This window comes from Thermocoleostomius sinensis A174 (genome assembly GCF_026802175.1).
Lineage (GTDB): Bacteria > Cyanobacteriota > Cyanobacteriia > Elainellales > Elainellaceae > Thermocoleostomius > Thermocoleostomius sinensis.
Window position 1 is genome coordinate 3,330,602 of record NZ_CP113797.1, and the last position, 14,435, is coordinate 3,345,036.

The 14,435-nt window shown below is 39.7% G+C and carries 12 protein-coding genes; all 12 read left to right on the top strand.

The genetic code is table 11. The features are described from left to right. Positions 1–29: 29 nt before the first annotated feature. The 12 genes from hepC to OXH18_RS14465 all read left to right on the top strand — a co-directional run bounded on the left by hepC (position 30) and on the right by OXH18_RS14465 (position 14,403). Positions 30–797: a heterocyst development glycosyltransferase HepC gene (gene hepC, locus OXH18_RS14415; RefSeq protein ID WP_268607791.1), complete on the top strand. Its 768-nt coding sequence runs from the start codon at positions 30–32 to the stop codon at positions 795–797. A gap of 114 nt (positions 798–911) precedes the next feature. After that, positions 912–2,744, top strand: a complete 1,833-nt coding sequence (gene hepA, locus OXH18_RS14420; protein ID WP_390904327.1) for a heterocyst formation ABC transporter subunit HepA — start codon at positions 912–914, stop codon at positions 2,742–2,744. A 47-nt stretch (positions 2,745–2,791) separates the two neighbouring features. Next, the gene (locus OXH18_RS14425) at positions 2,792–3,742 is read left to right on the top strand and encodes a glycosyltransferase family 2 protein (RefSeq protein ID WP_268607793.1); all 951 of its coding nucleotides are present in this window, start codon (positions 2,792–2,794) and stop codon (positions 3,740–3,742) included. A 104-nt stretch (positions 3,743–3,846) separates the two neighbouring features. Beyond that, positions 3,847–4,425 (top strand): beta-1,6-N-acetylglucosaminyltransferase, encoded by a 579-nt coding sequence (locus OXH18_RS25515; protein ID WP_390904328.1) that lies wholly within the window; start codon positions 3,847–3,849, stop codon positions 4,423–4,425. A gap of 417 nt (positions 4,426–4,842) precedes the next feature. Then, positions 4,843–6,072, top strand: coding sequence for a glycosyltransferase family 4 protein (locus OXH18_RS14430; protein ID WP_268607794.1), 1,230 nt, complete (start codon positions 4,843–4,845; stop codon positions 6,070–6,072). Between the two features lie 78 nt (positions 6,073–6,150). After that, the gene (locus tag OXH18_RS14435; protein WP_268607795.1) at positions 6,151–7,476 is read left to right on the top strand and encodes a glycosyltransferase; all 1,326 of its coding nucleotides are present in this window, start codon (positions 6,151–6,153) and stop codon (positions 7,474–7,476) included. Beyond that, positions 7,473–8,660, top strand: coding sequence for a glycosyltransferase family 4 protein (locus tag OXH18_RS14440; RefSeq protein WP_268607796.1), 1,188 nt, complete (start codon positions 7,473–7,475; stop codon positions 8,658–8,660). Before OXH18_RS14435 ends, OXH18_RS14440 begins: the two co-directional genes overlap by 4 nt. Positions 8,661–8,685: 25 nt before the next feature. After that, positions 8,686–9,852: a glycosyltransferase family 4 protein gene (locus OXH18_RS14445; RefSeq protein WP_268607797.1), complete on the top strand. Its 1,167-nt coding sequence runs from the start codon at positions 8,686–8,688 to the stop codon at positions 9,850–9,852. 114 nt (positions 9,853–9,966) lie between these two features. Next, the gene (locus OXH18_RS14450) at positions 9,967–10,899 is read left to right on the top strand and encodes a glycosyltransferase family 2 protein (RefSeq protein ID WP_268607798.1); all 933 of its coding nucleotides are present in this window, start codon (positions 9,967–9,969) and stop codon (positions 10,897–10,899) included. 45 nt (positions 10,900–10,944) lie between these two features. Beyond that, the gene (locus OXH18_RS14455; RefSeq protein WP_268607799.1) at positions 10,945–12,363 is read left to right on the top strand and encodes an O-antigen ligase domain-containing protein; all 1,419 of its coding nucleotides are present in this window, start codon (positions 10,945–10,947) and stop codon (positions 12,361–12,363) included. 29 nt (positions 12,364–12,392) lie between these two features. Further along, positions 12,393–13,571, top strand: coding sequence for a glycosyltransferase family 4 protein (locus OXH18_RS14460; protein ID WP_268607800.1), 1,179 nt, complete (start codon positions 12,393–12,395; stop codon positions 13,569–13,571). A gap of 82 nt (positions 13,572–13,653) precedes the next feature. Continuing rightward, positions 13,654–14,403, top strand: a complete 750-nt coding sequence (locus OXH18_RS14465; protein ID WP_268607801.1) for a hypothetical protein — start codon at positions 13,654–13,656, stop codon at positions 14,401–14,403. Positions 14,404–14,435 lie beyond the last annotated feature (32 nt).

Here is a 14,435-nt window from a genome sequence, read left to right on the forward strand (position 1 = left end):
TGTCGTGTTCCCTTGCAGCAATGTTCCCTATGGCTACCTCTAAAGTTGTACTGACGACCTCTAAAATTTGGATCTTAGAAGATACCTTATCGTCATCTGAGCAAGAACCAACCGATCAATCCTTACGCTGTTGTGTGTTGAAGTGGCGACAGGGAAAGCTGTGGGTGAAGGTGGCGGAAGCTGACCAAATCTCTCAAATTCCGGCGCTGCAAAATGAGCAATGGTTAGAAAATTGTTTGAAGCATTCGCTGGTGGATGTGGTGTGTTTAGATCCACAGTTAGGTGTTACCGCTGTGGAATATTGGGCCAATGCTTGTGAGAAGGCTGGAAAACCAGTTTTTCTGAGGTTACCTGGTTGTTCGCGTCGATCCCATCAGTCTGAAATTGTAGTATTGCTCAGGCAAGGACTAGACAGTATGATAGCGGTACTATTGTTATTGATTTTCAGTCCTATTATTCTTGTAATTTTTCTGTTGCTGCGATCGAGTTCTTCCAAATCTGTTTTTGATACTCAGTGGCGAGTAGGGGCACGAGGCCAGTTATTTCGCTTAATTCTCTTTCGAGAAGATAGAGAAGAAAATAGCCAAGGTTCACAATACTACTCAAACTTAATACGATACTGGTCTAGTAAACTGTGCTTGAATGGGTTGCTTCAACTCATCAACGTGATTCAAGGAAAAATGCAGTTGGTGGGCCGACGGCCTTGGAAATTACAGGAAGCAATTCAGCTTTGTCAGCATCAGTCTCAACTAATCAGTGAACCCCCAGGGATTGCTCTAGCATATCTTTGCAAATAACGTTTGAATAAAAGTAGTAGAGGCACTTACAGTGCTTCTAGCAACAGTGGATCGGGAACCTAAAGTATCGGCGAGTCAACTTTCCAAAATCATTGCTTTGAGGAGGCTATTAGCTTGAAGCTACCGATCGTCTTTCGCCACCTGATCAAGTCAACTAGTTTCTGGAGGGATAATCGCCTCTTTTTGCGAGAAATTCAACATTTTCCTAGAATTGTTTTGTTAGCGCTTCTATTTCCTATGCTAGCAGCTGTGTTTGAAGGGTTTGGCATTGGTTTTTTGCTAGCGTTTCTTCAAAATTTAGTTAGTGTCAATCCGCAACCAGTTCGTTCTGGCATTGAATGGATTGATATTTGGATCCTAGGGATTAATGAGTCAAGTTTGCATCAACTGTACCGTATCTCAGTCCTGATTTTGCTGTCAACTTGGCTTCGTGCGGTGTTCAATTACCTCGCAGGTTTCTACATGACGGTTGCGCGAATTCGACTAGTTAACCGGCTGTACAAGCAGATTTTTGAGCAGCTACAGGCAGTTCAGATCAGCTTTTTTTCACAAACACGAGTAGGTGCGTTAGTTAATACGCTAACTTCTGAGGTTGGACAGTTAAATGAAGCAATGAAATCATTCAGTCATCTGATTACGAGAGGACTGGTGATACTGATTTATGCAGCCGTCTTGCTATATATATCTTGGCAGTTGTCACTTGTAGCAATCCTTTTGTTCAGCTTAACGGCTGTGGGGTTGTCGAATCTCAATAGACGAGTACGACAGTCCAGCTTCCCGATATCGAAGGCTAGAGGCAGCTTTAGTGCACTGGCAACAGAATTTATTAATGGAATTCGTACAATTCAAGCATTCGCTACCCAAGGCTTTGAGCGGAGACGATTCTATGCAACTAGTGATGAGATTGCCAGAACCGAAATCGATGCGGCTCGAGTGACAATTATTGTACGACCCTTGGGGGAAGCTCTCGCTGGTACTATTCTGGTGGGAATGATTGTGGTTGGGGTGTCGAGCTTTGGCAGAAACAATGGTATTCAGGTTGCATCACTACTCACTTTTCTATTTGTTCTGATTCGGCTAGTGCCTGCAATTCAAGAAGTGCTTGCTTGTCTTACGGCAATCAATGGGTTTCAAGGTGCTATTCACACTATTGAAGAACTCTTGAATCGAGACAACAAACCCTACTTACAAAACGGACATCGCAAATTTACGGGCTTACAACGGGGGATTGAGTTTGTTTCAGTAGACTTTAGCTATGGTCAAGGTGCACTGGTGCTAAAAAACATTACGTTGTCAATTGATAAAGGACAAACGATTGCTTTAGTAGGTGCATCAGGTGCAGGAAAATCAACGTTGGCAGACTTGATTCCTCGCTTTTATGACCCGACCCAAGGAGAAATTCGGTTTGATAGCATAAATCTACGGGAGTTTGATCTCGACTCCGTACGCCGTCGTATGGCAGTAGTAAGTCAGGATACGTTTATCTTCAACGCATCTATTCGTGACAACATTGCCTATGGCTTAAACAATGTAGACGAAGATGCAATCTTAGAAGCAGCAAGGCTGGCAAACGCACTTGAATTCATTCAGGCTCTGCCACGAGGGTTAGACACTGTGCTGGGCGATCGTGGTGTCCTACTGTCAGGTGGTCAGCGGCAGCGAATTGCGATTGCACGGGCACTACTTAGAAATCCAGAAATTCTAATTTTAGATGAAGCAACTAGTGCATTGGACTCTGTTTCCGAGCATATGATTCAAGCTTCATTGGAAAAACTATCGATAGGTCGCACAGTGATTGCTATTGCTCATAGGCTCTCAACAATTGCAAATGCGGACAAAGTAATAGTGATGGATCAAGGGCAGATTGTAGAGCAGGGAACTTATCAGGAGTTGTTGGGAAGAAAAGGTAGATTCTGGAAATATCATCAGATCCAACACCAATACTAATCGCATAAATCTGTCAAAAGCCACTGTAAGAAAAACTATGAGGTTGTATGCCAAAAGTATCAATTGTTATTCCAGCTTACAATGCAATGCAATATTGCGAAGCAACTTTGAACAGTGCGTTGCAACAAACATTTGTTGATTTTGAAGTCTTGATTATCAACGATGGAAGCAAAGATAATATACTCGAATGGGCAAGTAAGATTGAAGACGAACGCGTAAAACTGATTTCCCAAGAAAACAAAGGATTATCGGGAGCAAGAAATACAGGTATTACCCATGCGAAGGGTGATTATATCGCTTTTCTGGATGCAGACGATCTATGGGAAAAAACAAAATTAGAAAAACAAGTAAAATATCTAGACAATAATTTAAACGTTGGCTTGTTAAGTACAAAGGTCAAAATAATTGATGAACATGATCAATATTTGCGAGAATTTAAAGTTCCTGAAAAAGAGCACATCTCGTTGGAAGAATTGCTCAGCTATAATTTTATCTTATGCGGAAGTACGCCTATTGTCCGTCGAGAATGCTTTGAAAAGGTTGGTGTCTTTGATTGCAATTTAAGTTCCGCAGCTGATTGGGATATGTGGATTAGAATTGCTCTTCATTATCCTGTAGCAGCCATCTTAGAAAGTTTAGTTCTTTACCGAAAGCATTCAACAAATATGTCTAAAGATATTGTAATCATGGTAGATGAAATAGGAAAGATTGTTCAAAAATTTCGGATGATCGTCCCTCGTTCTCTTCGACCTATATTAGATAATAGATACACGATTTCCAATCTCAATGCTATCTGGGCAATGGCTGCAGAAAGTCGCTATCGAAAAGCAATTTACTTCTCAGGGCAAGCCTTCAAGAGTAATCCTACAATTTTATTTTCTCGATCGTTTCTTTACATAAATTTCCTGATCTTTATAAAATTAATAGTACCTGCCCATAGATATACCAAATTGAGAAGATTTTTCCAAGTATTAAAGAGGAGTATGGTTTGGTTTTGAAAAAATATGGCAACACCCCCTTTGCCTTTAACTACTTTTTATGAACAGATCTGAATTAAGTAGGGCTGAATTAATTACTCTTAAACAAACTTCGGAGTAGAAATATGAAAATAGCATATTTGATCTTGGCGCATCATCAACCCTTTCATCTAGCAAGGCTAATCAAAACTCTCGATTGTGATGAGGCATATTTCTTTATACATGTGGATTCGAAAGTAGATGTTTCTCCGTTTAAAGTCTTAGTGTCTAAGACCAGTAAAACTATATTTCTAGAGAATGTGGATAGAGTAAAAGTTCACTGGTGTGGATATAGCATCGTGGCAGCAACTTTAAACCTTTTACGAACTGCGGTAGCTACTGGCATGCACTTCACCCGGTACTGTCTACTCAGTGGCTCAGATTTTCCACTCAAGAAAAACTCTGAGATCAAAGAGGTATTTAGCTCGAATATAGAGTTTTTGCGTATTGACCGAAAGCTTGACTGGATAAGTAATGATCTCCATGCGGGCTATATAAAGTACTTTCATTTATACGACAATCGCTTTTTTAATCCGAGGATGACATCTCATAAGCGTCTTCTCCCAAAAATTGAAAAATTCCTCAAAGTTATTCCCAGGACACCCTATCAAAAAATTCCTCTTTATCATAGTTCTCAGTGGTGGGCTTTAAGCGACACTGCGTAAGATATATTTTTGAGTTTTTGAATATAAACAGTGACTATATAGCCTTTCACAAATACACTCGGTCTCCCGACGAGATCTTCTTTCATTCGATCATTAAAAACTCAAATTTCGCAGTAAGCCATGACTTTGAAGCGACTACGTCACTCGATACATTTTTTGAGTCTAGTGAGTATGGCTGTCATTACATTAATTGGAAAAGCAAAGGTATTACACTACCAAAAATTCTAGACACTTCTGATGCAGACGCGCTCATGGAGACGAGCATGTTATTTGCCAGAAAATTTGAAGAGAACAGATCAGCTCAACTATTAAATCAATTAGAGAAGAGTTTATTAGAGTAGTTATTTTTATTAGAAAATCAATGCTCTACCCTTGATTCGATAATTTTAAGTAGAAGTTAGGTTTGAGGATAAAGATATGGAGTTTAGTGTCATCGTTGCTTCGCCAATCTGGAGTTTAAATGGAGTAAATGTCTTCTCAGCTAATTTAGTGCGAGAGCTTCAGAGGCAGGGTATTTCAGCACATGTTCTTCTAACTGAACCCCATATTTCTGATTCCAAGCCTATGAAACCTCCTTTGGATATAAAGATACAAAAACTGCCCGTTGGCGAACATGATTTATACAAAACTCGTTGGCATAGAATGGTTCAGTACTTGGAAGAGAACGCTCCATGCATTTATATTCCTAACCACGATATCAATCATTCCTGTATTGCACCTTTATTATCAAAACGAGTTGGCATAGTAGGAGTTGTCCACAGCGACGATCCTCAACATTATGAGCATGTTGGCCGTTTGGGCAAATACTGGAACAGTATTGTAGCAGTCAGTAAAACCGTTGCTAAAGGAACGATCGAGCGCAATCCTGATTTAGCAGAACGAGTTGTTACGATTCCGATTGGAGTTCCTATTCCTCACCGCCCAACTGAGCGCACTTATCAAGCTGATAAACCGCTCAAAATTCTGTATGCAGGTGTATTTCGACAATCCCAGAAACGTATCTTAGACCTACCTAAGATTATGCAACGCCTGCAAGCGTTACAGATTCCTACACAACTCACAATTGCAGGGGGCGGGCCAGATCAACAAGAGCTTGTCAACGCTTCTCAAACTTTGGTTGACCAAGGTGTAGTGCAATTCGTGGGGATTATTCCCCATGACGAAATGCCTGACCTCTTGAAGCAACATGATGTGTTTGTTATGACTTCAGCGTTCGAGGGTATGCCCAATGCGCTACTGGAAGCAATGGGACAGGGCTGCATTCCTGTTGTTACTGATATTGACAGTGGTATTCCTGAAATTGTGAAAGATGGAATTAACGGTTACCGTGTGAGTGTTGGAGATATCCATATTTTCGCTGAACGGTTAGCAAACTTATACCGGAACATAAGTCTTCGGCGAGAATTATCTATTCATGCCTACAGGACTGTTGATCAAGGCTCATATAGAACAACAGACATGGCTGAGCTTTACATCAAGTTGTTTTATCAAGTCTTACGGGATGCTGAGGAAGGAATTTATCAGCGTCCTAGCGATCGCATTCGACCTCCCGATTACATGCAGCCTTTATGGAAACACTATCTGCCCGAACCTATTTTCAGAGTGGGTCGATGGAGCAAACACATTCTTCAAAACTTAATCTCATAGAATTTCTAAGCTAATAGTTCAGGATTGCTCCTTAAAGCAAATTATTTAAAGCTTACTATGCAATTAGGAATAAAGAGTATGAAGATTGCATTCATTGTTGAAGGATTTCCAGTTCTGTCTCAAACGTTTGTGTTAAATCAGATTACTGGATTGATTGATCGTGGACATGAGGTCGATATTTATGCTGAGGTACAGGATGATTCGAGGAAAATACACCCAACTATCGAACAGTATCGACTTCTCGAGCGTACCTATTACCAACCCCTCCAACCTCACGATAAGCTGCAACGAGTTCTTAAAGCTCTGAGATTATTTGTTCCATGTTTTCTCGAAGATCCGGACTTGGTATTACGCTCCATTAACGTATTTAAGTATGGAAAGTCTGCTGCATCTTTACGGTTGTTCTACTCTGTTATTCCGTTTTTAGGAAACCGGAATACTTACGATGTTATTCAATGTCACTTTGGACTTCTAGGCATTAAGGGAATGATGCTCCGAGAAGTCGGAGCAATACAAGGTAAATTAGTCACCGCTTTTCACGGTGTTGATATCAGTCAAAATCTAGATCTGCTTGGAGAGAATCTTTATGATGACTTGTTCAAAGTCGGAGATTGTTTTCTTCCCATTAGTCAGCATTGGAGAAATCGATTAGCTCAACTTGGCTGTCCATCTGGTAGAACCTTCATTCACCACATGGGAATCGATTGCCAAAAATTCACCTTCATTCCCCGTATTCCTGCCCCTGAACAGCCAATTCGATTAATCAGCATTGCTCGCCTAACCGAAAAAAAAGGCATTGAATATGGAATACGAGCTGTAGCAAAAATCCTGAAACGTTATTCTAATATTGAATACTTAATTGTTGGTAGTGGTGAGCTACGAGAACGATTAGCTCAAATTATTCAAGGATTAGGTGTAGAAGCGCAGATCAAATTAATAGGATGGAAAAATCAACAGGAAGTGATAGACATCTTAAATCACTCTCATATTTTATTAGCACCAAGTGTAACAGCATCAGATGGTAATCAGGAAGGGATTCCGGTAGCTCTCATGGAAGCAATGGCAATGGGTTTACCTGTTATTAGTACTTACCACAGTGGCATTCCCGAACTAGTTGAAGATGACGTTTCTGGTTTTTTAGTCCCTGAGCGAAACATAGAAGCCTTGGCAAACAAACTAGAGGATTTGCTGCAACAGCCAGAACGCTGGGTAAAAATGGGACAATCAGGACGTTCACGGGTAGAAGAACAATTCAACATTAATAAGCTGAACGATCGCCTAGTAGAAATTTATCAAGCTCTCATTGAAACTGGACAATCTAACTTGCATCAAGAGCACAATAGAACAGATAGTGCTTCTACAAACTCTGATGTATTTATACCTTCAACATCAACAAGTCTATGAAAATCTTACTTACCATCTCTTGTAATCTTGATCCAAACTCAGGAGCAGCAGGCACAACCCTTCGACTAGGACAAGAATATGCTCGATTAGGGCATGAAGTGTCTTTTTTTACTTACAACAAATTACCGAAAACATTACCTGATGCCATAAAGATGGTTACTTTTCCAGAATTGGCGTCGCTTCATGTCTTTAATCTTTGCTATCGAGGAAAGGTTGATGTGATTGATTCTCCCTGCGGTGAAGGATGGTTATGGTCAAAAGTATTAAATTCTTTTAGAAGAATCCATCCTTTGTTGGTAACTCGTAGTCACGGATTAGAAAATACATTACATTCTTTTAATTTAGATGAAGCCAAAAAAGGAAATCTAAAATTAAGCCCAAAGTACTTCTTATACAGAGGGAGCTGGCGCCTGTGGGAAGAAGCGACTGCTTTGCGTAACGCAGATCTTGTATTCTTACTAAACCGCCAAGATGCAAAATATGCAACTGATTGCTTAAGGGTAGAACCAGAAAAAATTCATGTTGTCCCAAATGGAATTCCAGACACTTTCATTAATTTACCTGAAGCCACACTTTTCAAAAGTGAAAGCAAGTCAATTCGAATTGCCCAAATAGGTAGTTACATTCAACGTAAAGGAATTCAATATACTATACCTGCCCTAAAGGCTATCTTAAATCGGTTTTCTTATGTAGAAGTCAGTTTTTTAGGTACTGGTTGCCCAGAAGCGGTTATTTACAAAGATTTCGAGCTACATTTACATCCTCGAATTAAGGTTGTTCCTCAGTACACTTTGGAATCATTACCTCACTTACTTCAAGGTCACCAAATCAAACTATTCGCTCCATTGAATGAAGGTTTTGGGAAGGTACTGGTTGAATCAATGGCTTGTGGTTTAGCTCCCATTGTTAGCGCAGCAGCAGGGCCTTTAGAGGTCGTTCATAACGGTTATGATGCGGTAGTTGTTCCAATTGGTAACACGATAGCAATTGAACATGCCTTAGAAAAACTAATAACAGATCGAACTTATCTAGAAAAAACTCGTCGTAATGCTTATGTAACTGCTCAAAACTATAGTTGGATAAACGTTGCTAATCAAAGGCTTTTCTTGTACCAGGAGATGCTAGATAGGTTAGCTGATCAAAGGAGTACTAAAAAAATAAAAAACACTGTTTTCATACGTTAACTTAGTCATTAAGGATTTAGAGAAAATGAAAAGAATTGCGATTTTGCTTAGCTGTTATTCCTTTGAGCACCATTTTCCAAGCATGGGATTTAATCTTGAGAGTTACCTAACTGAATATAGAAATGATTGGTCGTGGGATTACATAGTAGGTTTAAGAGAACAGAGCATTGAGGCTTATTTATATATTCCCTCCATGAATCAATCTGGTATTTTTGAGACTCAAGAAGGGTTTAAAATTCGTTTTGTAAAACTATCTTCTTTGTATGAAAAAACATGGAGATTATTTATCAAAGCGAGACGATTTAAGCTAATTACTTATCTAGCTGAATCAACTAATACTTTAGCACTTATTGATAACTTAAAAAATTGCTTGGCGATCGATCAAGTCTCTTTGCTTTATGTTCAGGAATACTGGACAAATCGATTTGATATTTTGGTTAATAAGATCAATCTTCCCATTATTGGTTCAGATCAAGGTGGTACTGATAGGCTGTCATTTAATTTTATCAAGCGAAGGACTCTACAAAAGGCTTATAAACTAACTTGTCAAACAAAAGAAGAAGTTGAGAAAGTTGAAACTTTAGGTGGAAAAGCAGTTCTTCTGCCAAACGGAGTTGATACTAATTTTTTCTACCCTTCTGATGCAGGAGAGCAAAAAACAAACAAAATAATTTTCACTGTCGCCAAACTTTATAATAGACAAAAGCGACTCTCAGATTTAATTAATGCTCTAGTCTATCTTGATTCTGACTGGAGTTTAGAAATTGCTGGTGCTGGTCCTGATTTTGAAACTCTTAAGAAATTGACAAATTATTTGAAGGTTTCTAATCGTGTTCATTTTCTAGGCTTCATAAAAGACAAAGTTTTCTTAAGAGACAAGTATCAACAGTGTAGTGTGTTTGTGCTTCCCTCTGCATGGGAGGGTTTAGCTATTGCGATGCTAGAAGCAATGAGTTGTGGTGCTGCTGTAGTTGCCACTGAAATTCCTGCTTTTGAATCTCTCATATTCGATGGAATAAACGGAGTCAAAGTGCCAGTTGCTCAGCCTCAGATTCTGGCGCAGGGAATTTTAAGATGTTACACCGAGAGGTATTCCTATCGAGTCGAAGCTAGAAGAACAATTGTAGATTCATTTTCAAAGCAAAAAACTTTCTCAGAATTAGCAGAAATTATTTATTCATGCCCTAACTAAATTAAGTTCTGGTCAAGCAGGATGAAATAAAGCAAAGTCGGATTGAATGTAGGACATAACAGCATCTGCAAAAAGCTTAAAGAGTTAGGCTAGAACTGTTCCTTGATATACCGTATGAGCATATCTGTTATCATCCCAACCTATCGTCGCCCAGCCGACTTAACTCGATGCCTAGAAGCAATCAAACGACAAACTCGTCCTCCTGAGGAAATTATTGTCGTTGCACGTTACGATGATGTTGAAACATGGAGGTTACTGAATCAATATGCAACCTTGATGTTGCTAAAAACAATTTCCGTTGATGTACCTGGAGTAATAGCTGCAATGAATGCTGGATTGAAAGCTGCATCGGGGGATATTTTAGGATTTACTGATGATGATGCAGTTCCTCACATCGACTGGCTTGAAAAAATTGAAACGCATTTTCTTGAAAATGAGCAAGTTGGCGGAGTAGGTGGACGTGACTTAATCTACCAATCTGGATCGACTTTCGAACAAACCCAAGTTATGGTTGGAAAACTCCAATGGTATGGGCGAATGATTGGTAATCATCACATTGGCAAAGGGCAGGCACGAGAGGTAGATTTTCTTAAAGGGGTTAATATGAGTTTTCGCCGTATTGCTGTTGGCAATCTTCGGTTCGATTCTCGTTTATTAGGCTCAGGGGCGCAAGTTCATTTTGAAGTAGCCTTTTGTTTGTCCCTAAAACAGAAGGGCTGGAAGTTGATCTATGATCCAACTGTATTAGTTGACCATTATCCAGCCATGCGATTTGATGAAGATCAACGACATAACTTCAATGAAACTGCCTTCTTCAATGAAATTCACAACGAAACTCTGGCTCTTCTAGATTATCTTTCTCCCATTCAAAGAGTCGTGTTTTTAGTTTGGAGTGTATTAGTAGGAACCAGAAGAGCTTTTGGAGTTATTCAATATTTTCGGTTTTTGTTCAGTGAAGGTTCATTGGCCTGGCGAAAATGGATTGTTTCAATGCGAGGAAGAAAACAAGGAATTCTAACCTGGTTACATGTGACGCAACAAACATGACTAATGGTTTCATTAGTAATCTATTTATTTTTGTAAAGATCTATTGTGCATCAGCAATTTTCTCCATCTTCTAATTCTGTCACCTCAAAATCGCTCCAAGCGCAAAACCAAACGAAGCAAGCTTGGCAGTTGATCGGGGCATGGAGCCTTTTCGTTGCTCTTTGCTTGCTTGCAAAAGGCGGAAAGTTACTAGTTCCTCTGTTGCCATTTGGCTCAATTGTGCTTGGTTTGTTTCTTTACTTTAGAACACCATCTCTTTATGTTGGATATACCTGGTGCTACTGTTTCTTAGGAGCATTGATCCGCCGCATCATTGATTATCAAAGCGGATACATTACGCCAGGTAGATGGGGCTTAATCTCTATGTTGGTCTCATCTATATGCTTTATTACATTGGTACAACAGCTTCCCAAAGCTCATCGACAAGGCGGACTACCGTTCATTCTCAGTGCAATCAGTGTAATATACGCATATGTCATTGGAGTTGCCTATAGAAAGATCCATTTAGCATATCTAGTCAGTATCTTTGAGTGGTTAGGGCCAATCACTTTTGGATTTTATTTGTTTTCCAACTGGCGTCTTTACCCTATCTATCGGCAAGTTACTGAACGTGTCTTTGTCTGGGGAGTCTTAATTATGGGTATCTATGGCATATTTCAGTTTTTTGTTGTTCCAGATTGGGATCGTTTCTATCTCGAAAACTTGTCTGCAACCTCCTTTGGACACCCTTTACCGTTTAAAGTCCGAGTTTTCAGCACACAAAGCTCCCCTCAAAGTTTTGCCTCTGTGATGATGGCAGGATTAATTCTGCTATTTGGTAGTTCAGGTTCCTTACGTTGGCCAGCATCTGGTGTGGGATACTTATCGTTTTTGCTATCTATGGCGCGATCGGGATGGTTAGGCTGGGCAGCCGGAACTGTTGCATATTTTCCATTCTTGAAACTTCGTTTACAAATGCGATTTGTCTTAACACTGCTCATTATGGTGATGCTAGTTGCCCCATTAGTTAACATGGAACCATTCTCAGCAGGTATTAATGAACGTCTGGAAAGCTTGTCAGATCCTCAATCAGATAGAAGTTTTGAGGCCCGCTCAGAGGGGTACAGCACAATTCTTGGACTTGCTCTATCCGAATTTATTGGGAGGGGGCTTGGAAGTACAGGTCCTGCCAGTTCTCTAGGAGGGGGAGATAGTGGCATCATTCCCCTCTTATTTTCGCTTGGATGGTTTGGCTTAATCCCCTACATGGCAGGAATTGTTCTAATTGTATTTCGAGTACTGCAGAGTGGAGATGGAGGTCGCGATTCTTTTGTCAGTGCTACTCGCGCCATTGTGTTAGGAATGCTAGGACAGGTTTGGTTAAATAATATTTTTTCAGATGTTTTTGCACTAATATTTTGGGGTTTCTTGGGCATTGGAATGGCTGCTAGTAAGTATTATGCATATTATCAAAAGCATTTGTAGATCATTTAGATTAATTTAAGGAAATTTTTATGAAGCTCTGCATTGCAACTCAGACTGTAAACAAAGGCAATGGTCAAGGTCGAGTTAATTACGAAATCGTTCGAGAAGCCATTACTCGTAGTCACACGGTAACACTTCTTGCCAGCAGTATTGCCCCGGAACTACAAAAGCATCCCTTAATTGAATGGGTGCCAATTTTGACTGATCAATTACCAACAGCAATACTCAGAGATTTATTTTTTGCTTGGAAAAGTACTCGATGGCTGCATCAACATCATTCTTCAATTGATATCATAAAAGTAAATGGAGCAATTACTTTTGCAACCGCAGATATTAATGCAATTCACTTTGTACACAGTGCTTGGTTGAAGTCAGGTTTTCATACTATTCGTTATCGAAAAGATTTTTATGGACTTTACCAATGGCTCTACACAAATATCAGCGCTCAGTGGGAGGTTAAAGCTTTTTATCAAGCCAGGTTGTTGGTTGCAGTATCTGAACAAGTCAAGCGAGAACTAATAGAATTAGGTTTGTCTGCTAGTTCAATTCAGGTTATTCTCAACGGCGTCGATTTAGCGGAATTTCAACCAGGTGCAATTGATCGAGAATCCCTGGGATTGCCAAGAGACGTTCCTATCGCTTTATTTGCAGGTGACATCCGAACACCGCGCAAAAACTTAGACATGACACTGTTTGCATTGGCACGTGTTCCAGGTTTGCATCTTGCTGTTGCAGGCGATACGGTAGGTAGCCCATATCCTCAAATAGCTGCTGACTTAAAAGTGGACAAACGAACCCATTTCTTGGGATACAGGAGTGACATTGCAAAGATTATGCAAGGAGTGGATTTTTTTGTCTTTCCGTCTCGCTACGAAGCGTGTTCGTTAGTATTATTAGAGGCACTCGCCTCTGGTTTACCTGTTATTACAGCAGCAACAACGGGTGGATCTGAACTGATAACGTCAGAATGCGGAATAGTTCTAAGCAATCCAGAAAATGTTGATGATTTGACAAATGCAGTTGAGCATCTCGCTAATAATTCTGATATTCGTTCTGTTATGGGGAAACATGCTCGAAGATTAGCTGAGCAGTACGCCTGGAATAAGCAGGCTAAAAACTATGTTGATTTATTTGAAAAACTTAGTTTATCAAAGCACTGTTCAAAAAAACGTCACTCTACCAATGCTGTTTTAACAATCGACAAGTAACTGCCCATGATTGATAGAACAGAAATTGAACATTAAGGAGTTAGATTAAATAATGTTAAAGGGCACTCGTAACATTTTGTTAATGACAGCAACAATTACTCCGAAATCAGGTGTTCCAAATTTAAAGAGAATAGATCCTTCTACGCGCATGCAGGACTATAAGAAAGCACTTGAATTTTATCTTTCGATCGTTAACAAAGGTTGTGATGGTATTGTATTTGCTGAAAACTCGAATTCAGATATTACTGAATTGAAGAGTTTAGTTGAAGAGCAGGGTTTGACTGAGCAAGTCGAATTTATTGTATTTGATGGCTTAGATTATCCTCCTCACTACGATCGTGGCTATGGTGAATTTAAGCTACTTGACTATGCAATGGAGAATTCCAAGTTCATCCACAATCAAACTAATAGAACAGTGATTTGGAAGGTCACTGGCCGTTATATAATCAGCAACCTGCAACACATATTTTACAGTCAACCAAATCAATTTGATGTTTACTGTAATTGTCGTAACTATCCAAAACGTTGGGTTGACACCTATTTTATGGCATGGACACCAGCAGCGTATGAAACCTGTTTTCGAGATGTCTATCATCGTCTTAAGACCAACGTACCCGGCATTCCTCAAGGTATTGCTGCTGAAGAACTTTTAAGAAGTTGGCTTGACCAAAAATTTCTAAGACAAACCATTAAGTTTGTTTATCGTTTTTATATGACCCCTGAAGTTGAAGGGATTCGCGGTGCTGATAATAAGGGCTACTCAACTGATGAAATTTGGAAGCTTCGAATACGAAAAACTTTACAAAGAACAATGCCTTGGTTATGGGTTTGATTTCTCAGCCATCTGAGGTTGATAGATTAGGA